The organism is Pelagicoccus sp. SDUM812005 (genome assembly GCF_031127875.1).
Taxonomy (GTDB): Bacteria; Verrucomicrobiota; Verrucomicrobiia; order Opitutales; family Opitutaceae; genus Pelagicoccus.
Genome location: NZ_JARXIA010000005.1, coordinates 219,430 through 241,129, shown reverse-complemented (window position 1 = coordinate 241,129; position 21,700 = coordinate 219,430). Strand labels below are relative to the sequence as shown.

The window sequence follows — 21,700 nt, the reverse complement described above, 5'->3', positions numbered from 1 at the left end:
ACGAAGGAAGGAAGGGGTGCTGTTGAGTGTCACAGTAACGTAAACTGGATCCGCTTTCTCAAGCCCTAGTTTTCGACAAGTTGTTAACACTCGGTTGAGGATAACTTTTTATTGCTTTTTCGGGCGTTGGCGAACTGTGGGCGAAGCCCAGAGGCACGGGAGTTGGCGGCGTTTCGTTGGTTACAAAAATGTTAAAACGGGCCCGTTTTTCGGCGGCTTTTCGGCCTGCCGCGGAAGTTTTTTTTAAGGCGGGCTAATCTGGGGCGGGATCAGGCGTTTTTGGCCATGAAGGCGATGAGCCGGTCGTTGAATTCCTTGGCGGGATCGTGGCCGAGGAGCTTGAGGGCCTGGACCATGGCGGCGACTTCCACGAGGCGGGCCATGTCGCGTCCGGGGCGGACGAAGAGTTCCACGTGAGGGACGTCGATGCCGAGGATGGGGTAGTATTGCTGTTCGAGGCCGGTGCGATCTTCTTCGGTTTCGCTGTTGGCTTCTATTAAAGAGATGACGAGGTCGATGCGCTTCTCGAGGCGTACGGAGCGGACGCCGAACATTTCGCCGACGTTGATGATGCCGATGCCGCGGCATTCCATGTGGCCGCGGTTGAGTTCCATGGAGGAGGCGGTGAGCTCGCGCTCGTCGATGAGCTTGATGCGGGTCATGTCGTCGGCGACGATGGAGTGTCCGCGCTCGATGAGGGCGAGGGCGCACTCGCTTTTGCCCACGCCGCTGGAGCCGCGGATCATGGTGCCGATGCCTTTGATGTCCATCATGGTGCCGTGCTCGGTGGTGGTGGGGGCGAACTCGCCGTCGACCGCGAGGGTGGCGGCGTTGAGGAAGTTCATGGTGATCATGGAGGTGCGCAGGATGGGCAGGCTGCGTTTCTCCGCGAGCTCCAGCATGACGGGCAGCGGGTTGTAGTTGCGGGCGATGATGAGGCAAGGGATGCCCTTGCTGATCATGGTGTTGAAGCGCTCGTGCACCACCTCGGAGGGCAGGCTGCGCAGGTAGGTCATCTCGGCGGCCCCGATGACCTGCAGGCGCTTGTTGGCGAAGTACTTGTAGAATCCGGTGAGGGCGAGGGAGGGGCGGTTGACGCTGCCTTCCTTGATGATGCGGCGCAGCCCGCGGTGCCCGGCCACGACTTCCAGCTTAAGCAGCTCTTGATGTTTCTCGAGAAAGTCTCGGACGGGGAGTCCGTCGATTCGCTTTACGGGCTTGGGAAGAGGCATGGGGAAGGAAGAGTGTTGTGTGGAGTGGATGGTGAACGGCCGGGCGATCGGCCCTCCGTTGTTTCGCGTCACATGTTGAAGTTCTCGCCGAGGTAGATTTGGCGGCTTTGCGGGTCGTTGACGAGGAAATGCCGGTCTCCGCTGGCGAGGATTTCGCCTTTGTTGACGATGTAGGCTCGGTCGGTGATGGAGAGGGTGTCGCGCACGTTGTGGTCGGTAATGAGAATTCCGATACCGCGGTCCTTGAGTCCGAGCACGATGCGCTGGACTTCGGAGACGTTGATGGGGTCGACGCCGGCGAAGGGTTCGTCCATGAGGAGGAAGTCTGGTTGGGTGACCAGGCAGCGGGCGATCTCGAGCCGGCGGCGTTCTCCGCCGGAGAGGGTGTAGGCCTTTTGCTTGGCGAGGGAGAGCAGGCCGAGGTCGTTGAGCTGGCGCTCGATGACCTCCTTGCGTTCCTTGCGGGTGAAGGGGATGGTTTCGGCCACGGCTTGCACGTTTTGCCAGACGGTCAGCTTTTTGAATACGCTCGGTTCCTGGGCGAGGTAGCCGATGCCGAGGCGGGCCCGGCGGTGGATCTTGAGGTAGGCGACGTCCTTGTTGTTGAGGAAAACGTTGCCTTTGGTGGCTTCCACCAGGCCGGCGATCATGTAGAAGGTGGTGGTCTTGCCGGCTCCGTTGGGGCCGAGCAGTCCGACCACTTCGCCGGTGTTTACCTCGAGGTCGATGCCTTTGACGACGGTCTTGGAGCCGTAGGCTTTGACGAGGCCTTTGGCGACGATGCTCTTGGCTGGGCGGCTTTCGCCGTCTTTGGCCTGAGGCTTCGCTTCTGTCGGTGCGGTGGTTTCGGTCATTATTCGCTGTCGGCTTTTTCTGTTTCTTCCGTGGCGGGAGCGGATTCCTCGGATTGCTTTTCGTCGGACTCGAGGGTGGCGGGAACTTCCTCGCCGTCTAGGCTGTGGCCGGAATCGGTGGGGATGGGCTCCTTGGTTTCGAAGCCGAGGTCGCCGATGGCGGAGCTGGTGAGGCGGAGCTTGCGGGGGCCTTTCGTGATGATGGAGATGCGGCCGTTTCCGCGGTCGAGCAGGATTTCGTCGTCGGGATTGTAGGTGACGATGCGTCCGCCCGGTTGCACCACGACGGGGTTGCCGGTGAGGATGATGCGTTCTTCGTTGGGCTTTACGATGGCCTTTTGGCAGGTGGCGGTGCGCTCTTCCTGCTCGATGCGCACGTTGCCGGTGGCGACGATTTCCTTGATGGCGCTGAATTTTCCGATGGCGCTTTGCTCTTCGGCTTGGCGGGTGGCGAAGACTTCGAGGCTGTCGCACTCCACGACCATGTTGGTGGCGGTGAGCTTAACGGCGTCGCTGAAGTGGAAGTAGGCTTTTTCGCCGTCGTTCTGGACTTGGAGGCGGACCGATTCGATTTCGGTGGCGACGGGCTGCTTTTCTTCGGTTTGGGCGAAGGCGGAGACTGCGAGGGCTCCGGCGGCGAGAAGGGACAGGGAAGTGCGGGCTCTCATTTTAGGATGTCTCCGATTTGTTCGTAGAGGGTGACTTTAACGGTGTCGTTGAAGGTGATTTGCTTTTTCTCGCCGAGCCAGATCCAGTCGAAGCCGGTGATCTCGAAGGACTTGGTTTCGACGTGCAGCTCTCCTGGGCCGTAGGCGGTGGTGGTGTCGAAGTGGAAGACGGCTTCCGGGCTGGTGAGCTTGGCGATCTCGCGGTTTTCTTCGTCGGCCACGAATTGGCTCACATGCATGCCGTTGATCTTGATCTGGGTTTCGCTCTGGTAGGTGGCGAGGTCGCCGCGCAGCTGCCAGGTGCGGTAGCCGGTTTCGTCGAAGAGGGGGATGCGGAAGCCTTCGATGGCGGTATCCGGGCGGAGCTGGCCGTAGGCGGCCAAGGTGGCTGCTACGGCGGCGATCGCGAGTATTCGGTTTTTGGTGACGCGTAGCATTTTATCGGGAAAGGGCTTTGTAGATGTGGTTGCAGACTTCGCGCACGGCGCCGTTGCCGCCGGTTTTAGTGGTGACGTAGTCGGCGGCGGCGAGGGCTTCTTCTTGGGCTTCCGGGACGGTGACTCCGATGCCGGCGTATTTGATGGCGTCGACGTCGATGACGTCGTCGCCCATGTAGACGGCTTGATGGGGCTCTAGTTCCAATTCGGCGAGCAGGTCCTTGAGGCCGGTGACTTTGTCGAGCTTGCCTTGCACGAGGTGGGGGATCTTGAGTTCCTTGGCCCGTACGGTGGTGGATTCGGAGTGGCGGCCGGAGATCCAGGCTAGGATGATGCCGGCGTCGCGCAGGCGAGCGAGGCCGAGACCGTCTATAATAGAGAAGCGCTTGGCTTCGGTGCCGTCGGAGTGGGTGTAGATGGTGCCGTCGGTGAGGATGCCGTCGACGTCCATGGCGAAGACTTTGATGGCGGACCAGTCTAGGGAGTGGGATGAGTTGGATGGCATTTGTGTTTTTTTTGCCCGCAGATTGCGCGGATGAACTCAGATGGATTGGGTGATAAGGCGGAAGGTTTCGGTATCTGAAGGTTTCATCTGCGAGAATCTTCGTTATCTGCGGGAGAAGGGAATCCTTACTCGGCTTCGATCCAGTCGATGAGTTGGTTGAGGATGGAGTTGGTGCTGGGACGGTAGTCGGCTTCGAGTTCGGCGGCGAAGGGGACGGGCATGTCTTGGGCGGTGATGCGCAAGGGCGGGGCCTCGAGGTCGAAGAATTGGCTTTCGGTGATGCGGGCGATGAGCTCGGCGGCGAAGCCGACGTTGCGGCGGGATTCGGTGATGACGACGAGGCGGCCGGTCTTGCGTACGGATTCTTGGATACGTTCGAGCTTGAGGGGGTTAAGGGCCCGCAGGTCCCAGAGGTCGCAGCTATGGTCGTATTCTTTTTCTAGATACTGGATGGCGTCGTTGGCCCAGAGGGTCATCTCGCCGTAGGTGACTACCGTGGCGAAGTCGCCTTGGTGGCGCAGGGCGGGTTGCCAGACGTCGCGGTAGTTCGGGTTGAAGGTGACGGGAGCCTTGAGCAGGTTGTAGAGGTTTTTGTGCTCGAAGAAGATGACGGGGTTGTCGTCTTCGTAGGCTGCGAGCATGGCGTCGTGGGCGTCCTGCGGGGTGGAGGGGTAGAGGAACTTGAGTCCGGGAATGTGCAGGTAGAGCGCTTCGAGGTCCTGGGAGTGGAAGGAGCCGAAGGTGAGGCCGCCGCCGCAGGGGAAGCGGAATACCATGGGGGCCTTGGCTCCGGAGCGGAAGTGGTAGGTGGCGGTGTTGAGGGTGATCTGGGTGGTGGCGTCGGTGGCGAAGTCGGCGAATTGGAATTCGACGATGGGGCGGTGTCCGTTGATGGCTTGGCCGGTGGCGAAGCCGACCATGGCGGATTCGCAGATGGGCGTATTGATGACGCGGCTACGGCCGTATTTTTTGAAGAGGTTCTTGGTTACCTTGAAGGGACCGCCGTAGTCGGCGATGTCCTGGCCCATGACGAGGGACTCGGGGGAGTCGGCGAGGATGCGGTCGAGGGCCTTGTTGATGGCGAGGGCGAAGGTGAGGACCGGCGGTTTTGAGGCTTCGGGTTCTGGGATCCAGGCGACGGAGGTGGTGGTGGGGGCGAAGACGTCTTCGATGAGGCCTTCGGGTTTGCACATGGGGAGCTTGAGGGCGTGGTTGACGGTGGCGTTGACGAAGCTTTTGAGCTCGGCTTCTTCGGCTTCGATGCGTTCGCGGTGGCCTTTTTCGACGAGGCGGGCTCGGAGATTTTTGAGGCAGTCTTCGTCGAGCCACTTTTGGGTGAGCTCGGGGTCGATGTAGTCGAGAGTGTCGTAGCCCGCGTGGCCGAGGAGGCGCAGGGTGTGCATCTCGATGAGCATGGGGCGGCCGGTTTCGCGGGTTTCGTCGATGGCGTCTTGGAAGACCTTGAGGTTTTCTTCGATATTGGCGACGTCGAGCTCGATGCCTTTCATGCCGTAGCCCTTGGCCCGGTCGACGAGCTTGCCGTTGTATTGCTCGTGGAGGGGGGTGGAGTAGGCGTAGTTGTTGTTCTCGATGACGAAGATGACGGGGATGTTGAGCACGGAGGCGAGGTTCATGCTTTCGTGGATCTCGCCGGTGGAGGATCCTCCGTCGCCGAAGAAGGTGATGCCGATGGCCTTGTGGCCTTTGCGTCGCTGGGACTCGGTGCCGCCGAGCACGTTGGAGGACATCTTGCCGAGGTGGGAAATCATGGGGTAGGAGCGGTTGGCGGGGTCGCCGTGGTGGGCGTTGCCTTCGCGTCCTTTGGTGGGGGAGCCGGAGTTGCCGAGGAATTGGCAGACGTGGTCGCCGAGGTGGTCGGACCAGATGAGGTGGCCGGGCATGCCGCGGTGGGTCCAGGAAACGCAGTCGATTTCCTTGTCCATCATGAGGGCGAGGGGGGCGACGAGGCCTTCGTTTCCGTCGGAGACGGTGACGGTACCTTTCATCTTTCCTTGGCGGTAGAGCTCGAAGATGCGCTGGTCGGTGAAGCGGGAGTAGGTCATCCAGCGGAAGGCGAGGAGGAGGTCCTCGTCGGTGACGCCGGATTGGGCGATACGGAGATCGCGTTCGAGCAGGAGGCTCGGAGTTTCAGGAAAGGGGACCTTGCTGCGTGCGACAGACATTAAAAAGGAGTGAGTGGTGAGTAGTGAAAAAGTGAATGGGGAGCGGAACTCCGGTAATTTAGGGCGTAGTGAAAGGGACGCTTCGGGCGTCGGCAAGGGCATCTTTGATCTGGTCGAGCGAATCGATGAAGGTGAGCTCGGGATTGCCGTTCCAATTCCAGGTTTTGCCGAGAACGTAGTGGCGGATGCTGGGCTCTGCGGAGCCGTCGTGGCGGAAGGTCAACTGGGTGGACGCGGTAGACAGCATTTGGGCGACCATGCCTTGCGGGGCGCTTAGGCTGTGGATGCAGAGGTACCGGTTTTCGCCGCTGCGGTAGAGCATCATGGGGACGAGCGTCCAGCCGGGAGTGGGCGTCTGAACCGTGATGGACCGGGTATGCGGCTCGCCTGCGGGCGGGATGGCGGGAGTGATTGCGCTGGGAGCGGTGACTTCGACCTGGGAGGATGCCGGGGCGGTGGCGCAGCTGCTGAAGGCGAGGAGCGCAGCGGCTAGCAGCGGCAGGGCAGCGAGGCTCGCTGCGTAGCGCGGAGCTTTCGTTTGCGTGCTCCTGCACTGCGGTCGCTGGCTGAAGCTCAGCGCTACGGGAGGCGTCTTACGCGTCGATTTCTTGGAAGCGGCTGATGGCGATTTCGATTTCATCCATGATCTCGTCATTGAGAGTATCGAGAATGTCCAGGGCCTTGAGGTTTTGTTCCAATTGCTCGGGGCGGGAGGCGCCCAGGATGACGGAGCTGACGTTGGGGTTCTTGAGGAGCCAGGCGATGCTGAGCTGGGGCAGGGTGGCTCCGAGCTTTTGGGCGATGGCGGTGAGCTCTTGCAGGATCTGGATGCCGCCTTGGGCTCGCAGGCGGGCGAGCTTTTCTTGCATCCAATCGAATTGGGTGTGGGCAAGTCGGCTGTCTTCAGGGATGCCATCGTTGTACTTGCCGGTGAGGATGCCGCTGGCGAGGGGGGAGAAGGTGGTGGCTCCGAGTCCGATTTGGGAGAAGAGGCGGGCGTACTCGACCTCGAAGCGGTGGCGCTTGAGGAGGTTGTACTCGGGCTGCTCCATAGTGGGGGGCGTCAGGTGGTACTGGCGGGCGATGGAGTAGGCTTCCATGATCTCGGCGGCGGACCATTCGGAGGTGCCCCAGTAGAGGATCTTGCCTTGCTGGATGAGCACGTCCATGGCGCGGACGGTTTCCTCGATGGGGGTGTCGGGATCGGGGCGGTGGCAGTAGTAGAGGTCGAGGTAGTCGACGCGCAGGCGCTTGAGGGCGGCTTCGCAGGCTTCGATGACGTGCTTCTTGGAGAGGCCGATCTGGTTGGGCTTGTCGCCGCCCCAGAATACTTTGGAAGAGACGACGAAGGTGTCGCGGGCCCAGCCGGCCTTGGCGAGGGCGGAGCCCATGACTTCTTCGGACTGGCCGTTGGCGTAGCCTTCAGCGTTGTCGAAGAAGTTGACGCCGGAGTCGTAGGCGAGTTGCAGGCAGGCTTCGGCGGTCCGGTTGGAGGCTTGGTCTCCGAAGGTGACCCAGGACCCGAAGGAGAGGGCGCTGACTTGAAGGCCGGATTTGCCGAGGCGACGGTATTGCATGAACTCGGGGTGGGCTGGGCGCTAGGCGCTGGCTCTTGGGAGGGGCGACTAGCGGGAAGGGTTGTCGATCTTGTCGATGCGAGGCTGGTGGCGTCCGCCTTCGAACTCGGTGTTGAGCCAGGTGTCCACGATGTTGAGGGCGTCTTCTTGGTTGACGGTGCGTTCGCCGATGGAGAGGACGTTTCCGTCGTTGTGGGAGCGGTTCCAGATGGCGATCTGCTCGTTCCAGCAGAGTCCGCAGCGCACGCCTTTGACGCGGTTCGCTACGATGGCTTCGCCGTTGCCGGAGCCTCCGAGCACGATGCCGCGGTCGTATTCGCCGGCGGCGACAGCTTCGGCGACGGGGCGGATGAAGTCGGGGTAGTCGCAGGATTCCGTGGAGTTCGTTCCGTAGTCCTTGACGGAGTAGCCTTGGCCCTCGAGGTGGGCGATGATGGCTTGCTTGTAATTATAGCCGGCGTGGTCGGAGCCGATTGCAACGGTGAGTTTGCTCATGGTGGGCGGTGTTTAGGGCGAGGGAGGCGGGGGTTCAAACCAAAAAGGAGGCCGCCGGGAGTGGCTTGCCCTTTGAGGGAGATTTCGCTGAGGGAATTGTGTAGCTGTCGCTTGCGAGCGAAGCGGGGCGGTGATAGTTTTACGATTCTCTGGCTATTGAAAGGATGAAATATTTATCGGGAAATCGAATGGGCGAAGCGAGGCGTTGGTGGGCGGCGGTGGCGATGGGCTTGGGCGCGGTTTCGTGGGGCTTTTCGCAGACGCAGGTTTTGGTTTCGTACGAGGACGAGATGCTGCCGGTGGTGGCGATGAGCGGATCGACGCCGGTGGTGGAAGTGCAGGGCGAGCGCATGCTGGTGCCGGATGCGTACGTGCGGGTGGTGGACGCGAACGAGTTTACGGACGGGGCGATCGAGGTGATCGAGCGCAACGCTATCATGGGGCAGGATTACGGTTCGCCCTTGGGTGGCTTCTATTTTCGCTTCGTGGCGACGGTGCAGGCGGAGCGCGATTTCGAGGACTGCTTTATCCTTTTCATCATCGCGCCGGAGCAGGGCGAGAACACGTACCTACTGCGGGAGATTTCGGATATCAACACCACAGGGGCGGAGCGGATTTCGATAACCTTGCCGGTGAATGCGGGCTTCGGAGGCGGCTCCTTTGGCTATCGCGTCTTTTCGAAGGGACAGGAGATCCGGCGCTACGAACCGGACGATCCTATCGTGGTGGACGAAATGAGGGGCGGCGGTTCGACTTCCGCTCGACCGGCTGCCCGACGGGCGTCATCGGTCGATGGCGAGGTGGAACCAGCCAAGGTGGTGAAGGCCCGCTTGTTGGACTTTCCGAAGTCGCTGCAAGGAAAGGTGGGCGGCGGTTATGCGTCGGCGATCTATTCGATCGGCCAGGATGGGCGCGTGATCGAGATCATCGATTTTTCCGCGGACCATGCCGCATTTCTACCCGAGGTATGGAAGACGGTGGTTGAAACGCGTTACCAGGCGGGGACCTTCAAGGGGAAGCCGTTGGTCACGACGGTGCGGCAAAACTTCTTCTTCAATGAGTTCGCTCCCTTTTCGGAGGCTTTGGAGATGATCCCGTATCCGGAAATGAAGGACAGGTCGGCCCGTCCGTTGTATTCGCCGTTGCCCCAGCTGGAGCTTTCGAAGAAGACGAAGGCGCTGAGGGTGGAGCTGCTGGTGGATCGCCTGGGACGCGCACAAGACGCCCGCATGGTGGAGGGGGGCGATACGCCGGCTGCCAAGCAGTTGCTGGCGGCGGTGAAGGACTGGGTCTTCTTGCCGGCGGTAGTGGAGGGCTATCCGGCCGAGCAGCGCTTGACCGTACCGATCGCGACGGGGATCAAGGAATAGTCGAGTAGTTCTGGCCGGTCTTGCCGGTGCCGTAGGCGGTACCCTTGACCTCGACCTGCAGGTTTTCGCCCGCGGTGTAGTCGATTTTGACGGGGCCGCTCTTCTCGATGGTTTCCCGTTGTCCGGCTACCATGGGGAAGTAGTCGAGCAGGACCTTGCCGGTGTTGCGTTCGGTGACCGAAACGCGGACGTCGCCAGTAGCGATGAGGACGATTTTTTCCTTAGCCGCAGCTGGGGCGTTGTTGCTGTTGGCGGCGGGAGCGGAAGTGGTTTGCTGGGTGGGGACGAGGCCGGTGCTGTTGGTGGCTACCGTGTCGTCGATTCCGCCGCTGGTGAGCGTGCGGAAGAGCCAGATGATGACGAGCAGCAGCATGACGGCGATCACGGCGACGATGCCGATCTTGATGGCGGCTTCCTTGTCGATCTTGTCGAGGAAGCTGATCTTGTCTTCGTCTTCCTCTTCGGCGCGGAGCTTGTCGTCGTCGATGGGGGTTGCGGGGGCGCCGGCTTTGCTTTCCTCGTTTACGAGGGGCGTTTGCTGGAGCTCCATGCGGCCGAAGAACTCGCGGTGTTCGCGTTTGGCGGCCTTGGCTTCGCCGAGCAGGTTAGCGTTGTAGTCGGTGATGACCTTCTCGCTGTTGACCTTGAGGAAATTGCAGTAGGAGCGCAGGAATCCGCGCACGTAGATGTCGGGGACGTTGATTTGGAAGTTGTTGTTTTCGAAACTGTTGAGGTAGTCACCGCGAATCTTCGTCGCTTCGGCCGCTTCGCGGATCGTGACACCCTTGCGCTTGCGCGCTTCTTCCAGTCTTTCGCCAATACTCTGCATCAGTTTCTGTGTTTAAACGGAATTTTTTGTAAAACAAGCCTCCAGAGTGAAGAGAGCGCATAATTCGAGCGGAAGCCGCGAAATGGGCGCAGGGCTGGGGGAGGCTTGTTCTCGTGTGAGTCCAATTAAAGGTTGTACCTTGGAGCGGGGCTTGGTTCCACTCGAATTGTCCTCCGCGAGCGTACCCCATGCCCCTTAAGCGAATTGCAGCCCTGAGCGTTTTGACCTGCTTCCCATCCGTATCGATGGGGCAAATCGTGTCCGTGCAGGACCTGGAGCCGGCAAGCGGTGGCGGGGCGGGCCAGCCGTTGTTCGAAAGAATGGATACGGAGCGTACGGGGATCGCGTTCGAGAATCGCTTCGACCATCCGCGGCGCTGGCGGGAGCTTTGGAAGCAATACTACAATGGCTCGATCGGAACGGGCGTAGCCTTGGGGGACATGGATGGGGACGGCTTGCCGGATCTGTTCGCGGTGGGAAAGGATTCGCCGAACGGCCTTTTCCGAAATGGAGGGGATTTCCGGTTCGAAGACGTGACGGCGTTGGCGGGCGTGGCGGGCGGGACGGGCTTTGGCACGGGCGCGGCTTGGGTGGATATCGATGGGGACGGAGATTTGGATCTCTACGTTTGCTACGTGTCGGGGACTAACGAGCTGTGGGTGAACGATGGAAGCGGACGCTTCGAGAACCGGGCGGCGGATTGGGGGCTCGACTACCGTGGCGGATCCAACGCTCCGTCGTTTGCCGACTACGATCGGGATGGTGACCTGGACTTGTATCTGCAGCAGAACTACCTGCATGGATCGGAGAGCTTGGACGGGCTGCCGGACTTGTTGTTTCGCAATGACGAGGGGCGCTTCGTCGACGTGACGGAGCAGGCTGGCATCGCTGGAGAGGGGCAGGGGCATACGGCGCTATGGTGGGATTTCGACGAAGACGGTTGGCTGGATATCTATGTTTCCAACGACTTCGAAGCGGTCGATAAGCTGTATCGGAATAACAAGGACGGTACGTTTAGCGATGTGATCCGAGAGGCGCTTGGCAGCGCTCCGTATTCCTCGATGGGAGTGGATGCTGGGGATTTGAACAACGACGGGCATGCCGACTTGATCGCTGCAGAGATGCTGGCTCGCGACCGCGAGTACTATCATAGAGCGGTGGGGCCGCTCTCGGGCAAGTTGATCGGGGCCCGGCGTTCGGGTGTAAACCAATACATGCAGAACATGGTTTGGGCGGCCTTGGGGGATGGGCGTTTTGCTGAGGTGAGCCGCTTTGCCGGCTTGCACGCGAGCGATTGGACTTGGGCGACTCGCTTCGTGGATCTTGATAACGATGGGCTGCTGGACGTCTTTTTTGCGAACGGGATGACGCGGGCGTTTCACGACGGAGACCTCGCCTACCAGATGACGAAGGCGCGGAGCTTGGCGACGCGGGTGCGGGTCTTCGAGGCGAGTCCGCCGCTGCGGGAGCGGAATCTGGCGTTTCGCAACGACGGGGATTTCCGCTTTTCCGAGGTAAGCGAAGCTTGGGGGCTGGCCGCGGAGGGCGTTAGTTTTGCGGCGGCGTTTGCGGACTTCGACCTCGATGGCGATTTGGATCTTGTTACCAGCAATTGGAAGGAAGGGCTGGGAGTTTATCGAAACAATAGCGGGGAGGGGCAGCGGCTGGCCTTGCGTTTAGAGGGAGTGCAAAGCAATCGAATGGGCCTGGGGGCGACGGTGAGGCTGGAGACCCGCTCGGGGACGCAAACGCGGGAGCTGTCGTCGATGCGTGGATACATGTCGGTTGACGATCCGACTCTGCACTTCGCGGCCACTGCAGGCGACGCGATCAAATCGCTGGTGGTGGAATGGCCGTCGGGCAAGCGGCAGCGCTTGGAGGGGCTGGCCTTTGGGAAGCGCTATACGGTTCGGGAAGACGTTCTCGCGAGCTCGGAGAACGGACCGAAGGAAAAGGCGCGCTTTCAGCGATCGGACATTTGGGTGGATCCGAAAAGCGAGCGACTGGAGGATCGTTTCTTTGTGCGTCGCGGGCAGGCGCTGTTGCCGTTTACGGAGGATCGATTGGGGCCGGCCATGGCCCTTGCGGATTTGGACGGGGATGGTTTCAAGGATGTGCTGCTGGGCGGTGCGACCGGTCAAGCGTTGGTCCTATTGAGGAACGAGGGCGGTCGGGCTTTGCGAGCTGTAGCGGTGGACGTTTTCGAGGACGACGAACTGGCGGAGGATTCCGCGATCGTTCCTTTCGATTTCGATGGTGATGGCGATCTTGACTTGTTCGTGTCCAGCGGCGGCGTCGAGCTCGATGCGGGGGACGAGTACTACGCGGATCGGCTCTATTTGAACCAGGGAGGGCTGGAGTTCGAGAGAGCGGATTTTGAGTCGCCGCCGGAGGCTTCGTCTGCTGCGGTTCGTTTGGAAAACGGTCTCATGCTCTTGGCGGGCGGAACGGTTCGAGGTTGGTATCCGCAGGCCCATGACAATCGTGTCTACTCGAGGGAGGGGGAGCTCTTGCCGCATGCGTTTGCCGAGAGCGGTCGTACGGCTCGGCTGGTGTTGGCGGATTTGGACGCCGACGGGGATCGTGACGTGGTGCAGCTGCGGGAGTATGCTTCGCCCCTGGCCGGGAAGCAGGAGGCGGACGAATTGCGGGAGTGGCCGGAGGTCTTTGCGGGAGTGGGGAGTGGGCTTTGGAAAAGCGCCGCGGTAGCGGATTTCAATGGGGACGGCCGGCTGGATATCGTTTTGGGAAACCTGGGGGAGAACAACAAGTATGCGGTTTCGGAGGAGTCGCCGGCTGTCTTGTGGGCTCCGCGTGAGGAGACGGTGCAGGGAAAGTACATCGAAGCGGAAGCGATCGATGGCGTTTTGTATCCGCGGGAGTCGCGCATCTTTCACCAGTTGGATTTTCCGGAAATCGCGAAGCGGACCGGAGCCTATGCGGAGTATGCGAAGATGAGCGTGGGGGAGGCGTTTGGGGAGGAGGTTTTGGAGGCTTACGATCGCTACGAATTTACGGAGCGGCGTTCGCTCTTGTTGCTGCAGGACGAGACGGGCGGGTTTCGGCGGGAGCGACTGCCGGCGCTCGCTCAAGCGGGAACGGCGATCGACTTGTTGGCGGCGGATTTCGATGGCGACGGTGATGTCGATGTGGCGGCGATTTTGCAATCGCTCTCGCCGCAGCCGGTGGCCTCGGTGCTTCCGGAATCGAGTTTCGTTCTACTGTTGATCAACGACGGGAAAGGAGTTTTTCGCTGCGAGCTTCCCGGGCGCTCGGGGGTGTCGATCGAGAAGGGCGCTGCGCGGCGCTTGGTCTGGTCGGACCTCGACGGAGATGGACGCTGCGAATTACTGGTAGCGATCAGCGAGGGGCCGCTGTACGTTTTTGCGGCAGGGGAGTGAGAGGCGGAAGCGATTCGCGAGGGGCGGGAGCCTCGGATAGCGGAGGCCGAACGCACGAAAAAAAGCCAAGCGTGACGCTTGGCTCTTTGGAAAGCTTGTTTGCGCTTCGCTTACTTCTTGAAGCGACGGAAGCCGATGAGTCCGAAGAGAGCTGCTCCGAGGAGAGCGAGGGTTGTGCCGGAATCGGGGACTAGAGCTGTTCCGTAGTAGGACCAGTTGGAGATGTCCTTGGAATCATTTGCGTTCGTTACGGTGATTTCAGTCCCTGCTGAGAGGCCGCCGAGATAGTAGAATGCTACTTCGTTCGCCGACTTGAGGCCGAGATAGAGGGAGCCGATGTTGGGAAGGACGGTAGTGAGGGTGGGAGTTCCAGGGCCGCTGCTGGCTTGCAGGAAATGGGTGGTGGGAACCGGAAGGAGAGGCGCTGGAACTGCAGAACCGCTCGCCAAAGTTCCGATGCTATAGCCAATCTGAGTGCTGGTCGTATTGTAAAGTCCAAGCATGGTTACCAGCTCGTCCAAGTGTTCGTTACCGGTTGCCTTGACCTTATGACCGTTGGGAATGGCCCTTGTGTCGTATTCTCTGCCGTAGATTCCTACTAAGCGATCATCGATATTTATCGCAATCGCGTTGGCCGCGACCGTCGCAGTCAGAGCTGCGAAGAGGGTGATGATAGTTTTTTTCATGAGTCGAAAATATAAGGTATGATGGTGATTGGATTAGAGACAGTTCGTAGTTGCAGGCTCTGCGCCATCAGGGGGCGACTCTTGTTTAGTTTTGTTTTAAGGTGTTTATCTACAGTAGGTTGTGTTGTTTTGGGTTCTTTCTGACCTTGTCGTGGAAGTGTAAGCGTAGCTGACGGATCCTAGAGGTCATTACTTGTGTTCTGTTGTAGGTTGTTTATTATAAGGGGTTTAAATCGATTAAGTGAGGTCCCGTATTTCTGTCGACGGCTCTGACAGAAATACGTGTCGTTCCTTACATCGAGTCGAGGTCGACGAGGATTTCGCGGGGGCTGGAGCCGTTTTCGGGGCCGACGATGCCGCGGTCTTCCAGTTGGTCCATGAGGTTGGCGGCACGGTTGTAGCCGATCCGCAGGCGGCGCTGGAGCATGGAGGTGGAAGCGCGCTTGGTGGAGCGAAGCACGTCGATGGCTTTGTTGAAGAGTTCGTCGCCGTCTTCGCCGCCTTCACCGCCGCCGCCGAGATCCATTTCGTCGCCAGCTTCGATTTGTTTCTGCACTTCTTCGGCGAACTTGGGCGGGCCGTTGGCCTTGAGGAATTCCACGATGTCGGCGATCTCCTCGTCGGAGACGAAGGCGCCTTGGGAACGTACGAGGCGGGAGGAGCCGGGAGGGGAGAATAGCATGTCGCCGCGGCCGATAAGCTGTTCCGCTCCACCGCCGTCGAGGATGGTGCGGGAGTCGATCTTGGAAGAAACCTGGAAGGAGATACGGCAGGGCAAGTTGGCCTTGATGACGCCGGTGATGACGTTGACGGAGGGGCGCTGGGTGGCGAGCACGAGGTGGATGCCGGCGGCGCGGGCCAGCTGGGCGAGGCGGGCGATGCCGGTTTCGATGTCGGCGGGGGCGACCATCATGAGGTCGGCCAGCTCGTCCACGATGCAGACGATGTAGGGGAGCTTTTCGGGGATTTCGTCCAGCACGCCTTCGTCGCGGGGGACACGGATTTCCAGCTCCTCCTGGATTTGCTCTTCGAACTTTTCGTCTTCGGTCTTTTCCTTTTCCGGCTTCTTGCGGCCGTTGAAGCCGGCGATGTTGCGCACGCCGACCTTGGCGAACATTTCGTAGCGGGATTCCATCTCGTTGAGCAGCCACTTGAGGGCGCCCGGCACTTTTTTCGGGTCGGTGACGACCGGAATGAGCATGTGCGGGAGGGAGTTGAAGACCTTCATTTCCACGATCTTAGGGTCGACCATGATGAAGCGGAGGTTCTCGGGGCTGGAGTGGAAGAGCAGGGAGGTGATGATGGCGTTGATGCAGACCGTCTTACCCGCGCCGGTGGCACCCGCGATGAGGAGGTGAGGCATCTTGGTAAGGTCGGAGATGATCGGCTTGCCGGAAACGTCGCGACCGAGGGCGATGGGGATTTCCGCCTTGGATTTGACCCAGTCCTCGGACTCGAGGATTTCGCGGATGCCGACCGGCATGGGGACTTGGTTCGGCACTTCGATGCCAACGCAGCCCTTGCCGGGTACGGGGGCGAGGATACGGACGGAGACGGCCCGCATGCCAAGGGCGATGTTCTTGTCCAGGTTGGAAATTTTCTCCACGCGCACGCCGGGCGCCGGGTAGACCTCATAGCGGGTGATGACGGGGCCGATGTGGATTTCGCCCATGGTGACGTCGACCCCGAATTCCTTGAGGGTCTGCTTGAGGCGTTCCGCGTTTTCGGTGTGCTCCTCTTCCGAATTGGCGCCGTCTGGGGCTTCCAGTTCGGCGAGCAGGTCGAGCTTGGGGAAGGTGTAGTTGCCGGAGGCCACGGGCAGGGTGGCGGTGCGGGCTTTCTTGGTCTTTTCGGGGGCGACGATCTTGAGGACTTCGCCCAAGGTTTTTTTCTTGGGTTCCTCTTCTTCGGGCTCGGGAGCTGGGGCGGCTTTCTTGCGGCTCGGAATGTTGACTTTGATCTTGGGTTCCGGATCGATTTCCGGTTCGGCTGCCCTCTTGCCCTTGGCTTCGCGGATGAGGGCCTTGGTGGCTTCCTTTTCCTCTTGGGCGAGGCGCTTGGCTTCGGCCTTCTCTTCCTTGAGGCGTTGCTTTTCCTCTTGGGCGGCTAGCTTGGCGAGGCGTTTGGCTTCGCGGCGTTCCTCTGCGGCGGCGGCTCGGCGTTCGCGCCATTCGGCGAAGGAGTGGCGGAAGAATTCGCCCGATTCCGGCAGGCTCGGGAAGACGATCATGGTCAGGCAAGCCAGGTAGATGGCTCCGAGGATGACGGCGGAGCCGACGGTGCCGAGGTAGACGTGCAGGAGGTTGTTGTAAAGCAGGTTGCCCACGGCTCCGCCGGCGCCGGTGACGTAGACTTCGGGGTTCGCGAAGGTGGTGCCGGTGGCGGTGAAGAGGCCGGAGCCGGTGATCATGGCCACCAGCATGACGCCGGAGAGGATGAGTTTGTTGCGGCGGTCGCGGGCCAGGAAGGCGCCGCCCAGCCAGCCGACGAAGAGCGGGACGAACCAGGACATGCGTCCGAAGGCGGCGATGAGTAGCTCGGAAGCTTCGGCTCCGAGGATGCCGACCATGTTGTTTTCGTTCGGGTTGGTGGAGCCGACGGAGCGTCCGATGGAGACTTGGTAGGGGGTGTAGTCTCCGAGGGCGAGGGCGAGCAGCACGGCGATGAGGAAGCACAGGCCAGCCCAGATGAAGCGGCTTTTCATGCTCGCTTGCTTGATGTCGGATTCGGGTTCTTTGGTCGAAGGTCGCTTTTTCGCCATTGGAAAGAAAGAGGGAGGATAGTGTCGGGCCGAAGGCTGGCGCTAGTCTTGTTTAATAGAGTCGAGAAGATGGGATTGGTTCGGCTTTGCAATTAAACTCTTCGCAAGGCGGAGCATCCGTTGGATTGGCTGGAAGGGGGCTGGGATGGGGATTCTCGAGAAAGACGCGAGCGAAATTGAGAATGTGGGCAGCTTGTTGGGACTTTGTTGGTCTGGAGGGATTTACTGCTTGTTTTGCGGTGAGGGCGGGGCTTTGGTTTTGAGCTAAACCACCTTTTATCATGTCAGCACCGATTTTCTTCAAACCGATCTATCAAGAACGCGTCTGGGGCGCCCGAAACCTGAGCGAGGCTCTGGGGCGGGACTTGCCCGAGGGCAAAGTCATCGGGGAGGCCTGGGAAGTGGTCGACCGGCCGGAAGCCCAGTCGGTAGTGGCCAGCGGCGAGTACGCGGGGAAGACGATTCGGGAGCTCATATCCGAGCATGCGACAGCGGTTATGGGAGAAGGTTACGATCCGCAGCGGCCCTTTCCGATATTGGTGAAGTGGCTCGATTGCGCGGACCGGTTGAGCCTGCAGGTGCATCCGCCGGCGTCGGTGGCGCCCCAGCTCAAGGGCGAGCCCAAGACGGAGAATTGGTACATCGCGGACTGCAAGCCGGACTCGTCGCTCATCGTGGGCTTGAAGAACGGGGCCACGCGCGAGGAGTTCGAGCGCCGCTTGAAGGACAATTCCTTGGAGGAGTGCATCCATCGTTTTCCAGTGCAGCCGGGCGATTCGATTTTGGTAGAGAGCGGTCGCTTGCATGCGATCGACGCGGGAAATCTGATCCTGGAGATCCAGCAGAACTCGGACACGACCTATCGCGTTTACGACTGGGGTCGCGTGGGACTGGACGGCGCTCCTCGCCAGCTGCACATCGAGGAGTCGCTCGCCAGCATCGAGTGGAACGATTTCGAGCCGAGCGCCATGAAGTCCGAGGGCGACGCGGTCGTGCTGGCGGACTGCAAGGAATTTCGCTTGGTGAAGTACACGCTCAGCGCGAGCCAGCCCGCGGTTCAGATCCCAGCTGGAGAAGGTCGCTTGCTTAGCCCAGTCGACGGCAAGGTCTTGGCCAATGGGGTAGAGGTTTCGCGCGGCGACAACGTTTTGCTCACCGCCGATACGGCCTGGGAAATCAAGGGCGAAGCGGGCGCGGCCTTCTTGGTGACCGAGCGTTTCGTTTAGGTCGCCTTTTTCTTTTCACCGCAGATGGCTCAGTTTCTCCCTGATCGTTCGTCGAGGATTGCGGCAATCGTAGATCGGGTGGTTATTGCATACGCTCATGTATAGAAAACGTTTTCGCAGGTCGCTTCGTAGCAAGCGCGGTGGCGTGCTGAAGTCCGCTTTGGCCTTGCTGACGGTGCTTAGCGCCGGCGGCGTGTTGGGCTGGATGCTGCTGATGCCGGACGCGGTGCAGCTGGAGATCGAGGCCCGGACCGGATTTCCGGCCGAGGCCGAGTCCATGGCCATAAATCCGGTCGGTGGGCTCTCGATCGATGGCAAGAAGCTGACCATCGGCAATCCCGGAGCCTATGGAGGCGGCGATGCAATGCTGGAGATCGAGAGCATCAAGGGCAGCGCGAGCTTGTCGTCGCTGGGGCGAGGCGAGATCTGGCTCTACGAGCTGGAAATGCATATCTCGCGGGCCACTCTGGTCGTGAACGAAAACGGCCGCTTGAATTTGGACGTTTTCGCGAGCCGCCTTTTTGCGGATCCGGCTACCGGCGCCCAGCTGCCGTTTTTCGCCGAGAAGGTAAGGCTAGTGGTCGACGAGGTCGTGTTCGTGGACAACAGCAAGATCATCCCCTCGCGCCATGGGATCCGGGCGATGCTCGACTCGGAGCGGGCGGACTTGGAGCAGTCCCGCGATCTTTTTGGGCCGCTGTTCGAGCTGGCCCGTGGCGTTGGGGCCCTGCCGGTTCCGTAGTTTCGCGCCGTTACCCAAAGCGTATCGCATCCACCCCAAGGGGTAGGGAGGTGCCTTCTCGGGATCCCATAGGGAAGGCTATGCGCGTGAGGAGCCGGAGATCTGCGGTTTGCTACGCGGTTTTGGGCGGAGCGTCAAAGGATCCAGTAAAAGTGGGCGATGCGGGTCGCTGTGCGCTGCTTGCGAACCGGGCAGCTATCAGATCATGCCGAAGCTTCACTCTCTCAACCGCACTCAAATTGCGATCGTATCCGGGCAGGCTCTCTCCTTCCTGTTGATCATCACCTTCATCTTTGCGAACCAGCGCTACGACCTGCTGGCTAGCATTGGCGGGGTGAAGACGAATGTCTCGCTCTACTCAGCCTACGTTTCTGCCTGCCTGGTCGGTTTGGTGGGCGTTTTCAGCATTTGGATCACGCTCCATTATCTGGGCAAATCCAACGCGATGCGTGACATGGTGGTGGTTTGCGCCTGGACCCATCAGGTCAAGGTGGACGGGCGTTGGGTTTCCTTGCGCGAATTCCTGGGCGACCAGCTCGGCTACGCGGTTTCCCATGGGATGTGCGACGAGAAGATCGCGGAGCTGAGAAGCGAGCTGGACAAGGACTGGAAGGGTAAGGGCGTGGAATCGCCCGCTGCTTCAGCCCGGCGGCCGATGGGGATGATGCCCGTCGATGAGGCCGCCGCGCCGAGAAAGCGAGCCTTGTCTCCGGCCCGCAATTGAGGGATTTCCAGCTTGCTGGGGAACCTTTCTCTTAAAAAGGGGCTCGACCTTGACGAAAATCTCTTTGATTCCCGGAGGAACTGATCTAGAGAATCTCAGTTTGGCTATGGAAAACGCTAAGGACACACCAGAAGTAGAAGAAAACGTAGACGCGCAGGCCGAAGCGGCGAGCGCTGAAGCAGCAGAGCCTTCTGCGGAGGCGACGGAAGCTGCCCCGGAAGAGGCAGCGGAAGCGGCGACCGAGGTCGCTGAAGAGCCGAAGGAGTTGACGCTTGAAGAGCAGCTCGAAGCCGCGAAGGCGGAGGCTGCTGAAAACTACAACAATTATTTGAGATCGGTCGCCGACCTCGACACCTACCGTCGCCGCGTGATGCGCGAGAAGGACGAGCTCAAGCAGTACGCGATCTCCGGCCTGCTGGAGGACTTCCTCCCCGTGTACGACAATCTCGGTTTGGGGCTGATGTCAGCCGAGCAAACGTCCGACCCGAAGGTCGTCGTGCAAGGCATCCAGATGGTGTTGACCCAGTTCAAGAGCTTGCTCGAGGACAACGGCATCACCGAAGTGGCTCCCGCGGCTGGCGACGAGTTCGACCCGAACGTGGCGGAAGCCTTCCAGACCCAGCCCAGCGACGAAATCGAGGAAGGCAAGGTCCTCTCCCTCATGCGCAAGGGCTTCAAGCTAAACGGTCGCCTGATCCGCCCGGCCTCTGTCGTCGTAAGCGGAGGTCCCGCAGTAGAGAGCGAGTAGTTGCTCGTTTAAATTGGGAACCAGGAGGAAACCAACACAGTGAAAGAAGACTATTACGAACTGCTTGGCGTCAGCAAGCAAGCGACCCAAGACGAGCTCAAGAAGGCTTACCGCAAGATGGCGGTTAAGTACCATCCCGACAAGAATCCCGGCAACAAGGAAGCGGAAGAGAACTTCAAGAAGGTCTCGGAGGCTTACGAGGTTCTGAAGGACGAGCAGAAGCGGGCGGCTTACGACCGCTATGGCCATGCAGCCTTCAGCGGCGGTATGGGCGGCGGAGGCGGCGCGTCCGCCGGCGGTCCTTTCCACGATCCTTTCGACATCTTTAGCGAAGTGTTCGGCGGCGGCGGCGGTGGCGGCAGCATCTTCGAAGAGTTCTTCGGTGGCGGAGGCGGCGGTGGTCGCGGTCGCGGCGGAGCTTCTCGCGGCTCGGACCTGCGCTACGATCTCGAGATCGACCTCGAGGAAGCGGCCAAGGGCGTGGAGAAGGAGATTTCCTTCCGCAAGCCGACGACCTGCAGCAAGTGTTCCGGCTCCGGAGCGGAACCCGGCAGCGGCGTGAAAACCTGTCCGACCTGCGCGGGCCACGGTCAAGTGACCGCGTCCAAGGGATTCTTTTCCGTGCGTCAAACCTGCCCGACCTGCAACGGCAGCGGCCAAAAGATCGAGAAGCCCTGCGGCACCTGTGGCGGCGAAGGCCGCACCAACGAAACGACGAAGATCAAGGTCAAGGTTCCGCCCGGCGTGGATACTGGTTCCAAGCTCCGCTCCGCGGGCAACGGAGAAGCTGGCTCGCACGGCGGTCCGACTGGCGACCTCTACATCGTTTTGCACGTTCGCGACCACGAGATCTTCGATCGCCAGGATGAAAACCTGTATTGCGAAATTCCGATCAAGTTCACTTTGGCCACGCTCGGCGGCACCATCGAGGTCCCGACCTTGAACGGCAAGGCCAGCTTGAAGATTCCGGCCGGTACCCAGTCTGGCACTACGTTCCGCCTCAAGGGCAAGGGCATGCCCAGCTTGCGCGGCGGTTATTACGGCGACCAGATGGTGCGCGTAAAGATCGAGGTACCCAAGTCGCTCACTTCCGAGCAGCGCGAAAAGCTCGAGGAGTTCGCTCTCGCCTGCGGCGATGCGGATGATGGCGACGAGCCGAAAGGCTTCTTCGAAAAGGCGAAGAAGATCTTCGACTAGAATCGTCTGATAGATTTCTAGGCCCTTACCTGATGTTATTTCAGGTAAGGGCTTTTTTGGATCAT

Annotated in this window: 19 protein-coding genes; 7 read left to right on the top strand and 12 right to left on the bottom strand. The window is 60.4% G+C overall.

What is annotated here, in order from left to right; genetic code table 11:
* Positions 1 to 269 precede the first annotated feature (269 nt).
* From hprK to rpiB, 9 genes are all read right to left on the bottom strand, one after another.
* Positions 270 to 1,232: an HPr(Ser) kinase/phosphatase gene (hprK, locus tag QEH57_RS08465; protein ID WP_309006282.1), complete on the bottom strand. Its 963-nt coding sequence runs from the start codon at positions 1,230 to 1,232 to the stop codon at positions 270 to 272.
* A gap of 68 nt (positions 1,233 to 1,300) precedes the next feature.
* Complete coding sequence (lptB, locus tag QEH57_RS08460; RefSeq protein WP_309006281.1) at positions 1,301 to 2,086, bottom strand: LPS export ABC transporter ATP-binding protein; 786 nt, start codon at positions 2,084 to 2,086, stop codon at positions 1,301 to 1,303.
* The gene (locus QEH57_RS08455; protein ID WP_309006280.1) at positions 2,086 to 2,754 is read right to left on the bottom strand and encodes an LptA/OstA family protein; all 669 of its coding nucleotides are present in this window, start codon (positions 2,752 to 2,754) and stop codon (positions 2,086 to 2,088) included. Before QEH57_RS08455 ends, lptB begins: the two co-directional genes overlap by 1 nt.
* The gene (locus tag QEH57_RS08450) at positions 2,751 to 3,191 is read right to left on the bottom strand and encodes a hypothetical protein (RefSeq protein WP_309006279.1); all 441 of its coding nucleotides are present in this window, start codon (positions 3,189 to 3,191) and stop codon (positions 2,751 to 2,753) included. Before QEH57_RS08450 ends, QEH57_RS08455 begins: the two co-directional genes overlap by 4 nt.
* 1 nt (position 3,192) lies before the next feature.
* The gene (locus tag QEH57_RS08445; protein WP_309006278.1) at positions 3,193 to 3,696 is read right to left on the bottom strand and encodes an HAD hydrolase family protein; all 504 of its coding nucleotides are present in this window, start codon (positions 3,694 to 3,696) and stop codon (positions 3,193 to 3,195) included.
* A 125-nt stretch (positions 3,697 to 3,821) separates the two neighbouring features.
* Positions 3,822 to 5,879, bottom strand: a complete 2,058-nt coding sequence (locus QEH57_RS08440) for a thiamine pyrophosphate-dependent enzyme (RefSeq protein ID WP_309006277.1) — start codon at positions 5,877 to 5,879, stop codon at positions 3,822 to 3,824.
* Between the two features lie 58 nt (positions 5,880 to 5,937).
* Positions 5,938 to 6,519 (bottom strand): hypothetical protein, encoded by a 582-nt coding sequence (locus QEH57_RS08435; protein WP_309006276.1) that lies wholly within the window; start codon positions 6,517 to 6,519, stop codon positions 5,938 to 5,940.
* The gene (locus tag QEH57_RS08430) at positions 6,473 to 7,456 is read right to left on the bottom strand and encodes an aldo/keto reductase (RefSeq protein ID WP_309006275.1); all 984 of its coding nucleotides are present in this window, start codon (positions 7,454 to 7,456) and stop codon (positions 6,473 to 6,475) included. The genes QEH57_RS08435 and QEH57_RS08430 overlap by 47 nt, the downstream gene beginning before the upstream one ends.
* Positions 7,457 to 7,504: 48 nt before the next feature.
* Positions 7,505 to 7,951 (bottom strand): ribose 5-phosphate isomerase B, encoded by a 447-nt coding sequence (rpiB, locus tag QEH57_RS08425; protein ID WP_309006274.1) that lies wholly within the window; start codon positions 7,949 to 7,951, stop codon positions 7,505 to 7,507.
* Positions 7,952 to 8,115: 164 nt separating this feature from the next.
* Between rpiB and QEH57_RS08420 the strand changes: the two genes are divergently transcribed.
* Positions 8,116 to 9,321, top strand: a complete 1,206-nt coding sequence (locus QEH57_RS08420) for a hypothetical protein (RefSeq protein ID WP_309006273.1) — start codon at positions 8,116 to 8,118, stop codon at positions 9,319 to 9,321.
* Here QEH57_RS08420 and QEH57_RS08415 read toward each other — a convergent pair.
* Positions 9,311 to 10,150 carry a helix-turn-helix domain-containing protein gene (locus tag QEH57_RS08415; protein ID WP_309006272.1) on the bottom strand — a complete coding sequence of 280 codons (840 nt, stop codon included), beginning with the start codon at positions 10,148 to 10,150 and terminating at the stop codon, positions 9,311 to 9,313. The two genes, QEH57_RS08420 and QEH57_RS08415, sit on opposite strands and share 11 nt — an antisense overlap.
* Before the next feature lie 188 nt (positions 10,151 to 10,338).
* Between QEH57_RS08415 and QEH57_RS08410 the strand changes: the two genes are divergently transcribed.
* Positions 10,339 to 13,551: a VCBS repeat-containing protein gene (locus tag QEH57_RS08410; protein WP_309006271.1), complete on the top strand. Its 3,213-nt coding sequence runs from the start codon at positions 10,339 to 10,341 to the stop codon at positions 13,549 to 13,551.
* 110 nt (positions 13,552 to 13,661) lie between these two features.
* Here the strand turns inward: QEH57_RS08410 and QEH57_RS08405 are convergent, their stop codons facing one another.
* Together QEH57_RS08405 and QEH57_RS08400 are read right to left on the bottom strand one after the other, a co-directional pair.
* Entirely contained in the window at positions 13,662 to 14,237 is a 576-nt protein-coding gene (locus tag QEH57_RS08405; protein WP_309006270.1) for a VPDSG-CTERM sorting domain-containing protein, read from the bottom strand.
* Positions 14,238 to 14,529: 292 nt separating this feature from the next.
* Positions 14,530 to 16,998, bottom strand: coding sequence for a DNA translocase FtsK 4TM domain-containing protein (locus tag QEH57_RS08400; RefSeq protein ID WP_309006269.1), 2,469 nt, complete (start codon positions 16,996 to 16,998; stop codon positions 14,530 to 14,532).
* A gap of 281 nt (positions 16,999 to 17,279) precedes the next feature.
* Here QEH57_RS08400 and QEH57_RS08395 point away from each other — a divergent pair, with 281 nt between their 5' ends.
* The 5 genes from QEH57_RS08395 (at position 17,280) to dnaJ (ending at position 21,635) form a co-directional block, all read left to right on the top strand.
* A complete protein-coding gene (locus tag QEH57_RS08395; protein WP_309006268.1) occupies positions 17,280 to 18,224 on the top strand; it encodes a type I phosphomannose isomerase catalytic subunit in 945 nt (314 codons plus the stop codon).
* A gap of 97 nt (positions 18,225 to 18,321) precedes the next feature.
* A complete protein-coding gene (locus QEH57_RS08390) occupies positions 18,322 to 18,966 on the top strand; it encodes a hypothetical protein (RefSeq protein ID WP_309006267.1) in 645 nt (214 codons plus the stop codon).
* A 205-nt stretch (positions 18,967 to 19,171) separates the two neighbouring features.
* Complete coding sequence (locus QEH57_RS08385) at positions 19,172 to 19,690, top strand: hypothetical protein (protein ID WP_309006266.1); 519 nt, start codon at positions 19,172 to 19,174, stop codon at positions 19,688 to 19,690.
* 106 nt (positions 19,691 to 19,796) lie between these two features.
* Positions 19,797 to 20,438 carry a nucleotide exchange factor GrpE gene (locus tag QEH57_RS08380; protein ID WP_309006265.1) on the top strand — a complete coding sequence of 214 codons (642 nt, stop codon included), beginning with the start codon at positions 19,797 to 19,799 and terminating at the stop codon, positions 20,436 to 20,438.
* 39 nt (positions 20,439 to 20,477) lie between these two features.
* The gene (gene dnaJ / locus QEH57_RS08375; RefSeq protein ID WP_309006264.1) at positions 20,478 to 21,635 is read left to right on the top strand and encodes a molecular chaperone DnaJ; all 1,158 of its coding nucleotides are present in this window, start codon (positions 20,478 to 20,480) and stop codon (positions 21,633 to 21,635) included.
* Positions 21,636 to 21,700: the final 65 nt, after the last annotated feature.

Coding starts and splice junctions, on each gene's coding strand:
- hprK (WP_309006282.1), bottom strand. CDS start 1,232: ATGCCTCTTCCCAAGCCCGTAAAGCGAATCGACGGACTCCCCGTCCGA.
- lptB (WP_309006281.1), bottom strand. CDS start 2,086: ATGACCGAAACCACCGCACCGACAGAAGCGAAGCCTCAGGCCAAAGAC.
- QEH57_RS08455 (WP_309006280.1), bottom strand. CDS start 2,754: ATGAGAGCCCGCACTTCCCTGTCCCTTCTCGCCGCCGGAGCCCTCGCA.
- QEH57_RS08450 (WP_309006279.1), bottom strand. CDS start 3,191: ATGCTACGCGTCACCAAAAACCGAATACTCGCGATCGCCGCCGTAGCA.
- QEH57_RS08445 (WP_309006278.1), bottom strand. CDS start 3,696: ATGCCATCCAACTCATCCCACTCCCTAGACTGGTCCGCCATCAAAGTC.
- QEH57_RS08440 (WP_309006277.1), bottom strand. CDS start 5,879: ATGTCTGTCGCACGCAGCAAGGTCCCCTTTCCTGAAACTCCGAGCCTC.
- QEH57_RS08435 (WP_309006276.1), bottom strand. CDS start 6,519: ATGAAATCGAAATCGCCATCAGCCGCTTCCAAGAAATCGACGCGTAAG.
- QEH57_RS08430 (WP_309006275.1), bottom strand. CDS start 7,456: ATGCAATACCGTCGCCTCGGCAAATCCGGCCTTCAAGTCAGCGCCCTC.
- rpiB (WP_309006274.1), bottom strand. CDS start 7,951: ATGAGCAAACTCACCGTTGCAATCGGCTCCGACCACGCCGGCTATAAT.
- QEH57_RS08420 (WP_309006273.1), top strand. CDS start 8,116: ATGAAATATTTATCGGGAAATCGAATGGGCGAAGCGAGGCGTTGGTGG.
- QEH57_RS08415 (WP_309006272.1), bottom strand. CDS start 10,150: ATGCAGAGTATTGGCGAAAGACTGGAAGAAGCGCGCAAGCGCAAGGGT.
- QEH57_RS08410 (WP_309006271.1), top strand. CDS start 10,339: ATGCCCCTTAAGCGAATTGCAGCCCTGAGCGTTTTGACCTGCTTCCCA.
- QEH57_RS08405 (WP_309006270.1), bottom strand. CDS start 14,237: ATGAAAAAAACTATCATCACCCTCTTCGCAGCTCTGACTGCGACGGTC.
- QEH57_RS08400 (WP_309006269.1), bottom strand. CDS start 16,998: ATGGCGAAAAAGCGACCTTCGACCAAAGAACCCGAATCCGACATCAAG.
- QEH57_RS08395 (WP_309006268.1), top strand. CDS start 17,280: ATGTCAGCACCGATTTTCTTCAAACCGATCTATCAAGAACGCGTCTGG.
- QEH57_RS08390 (WP_309006267.1), top strand. CDS start 18,322: ATGTATAGAAAACGTTTTCGCAGGTCGCTTCGTAGCAAGCGCGGTGGC.
- QEH57_RS08385 (WP_309006266.1), top strand. CDS start 19,172: ATGCCGAAGCTTCACTCTCTCAACCGCACTCAAATTGCGATCGTATCC.
- QEH57_RS08380 (WP_309006265.1), top strand. CDS start 19,797: ATGGAAAACGCTAAGGACACACCAGAAGTAGAAGAAAACGTAGACGCG.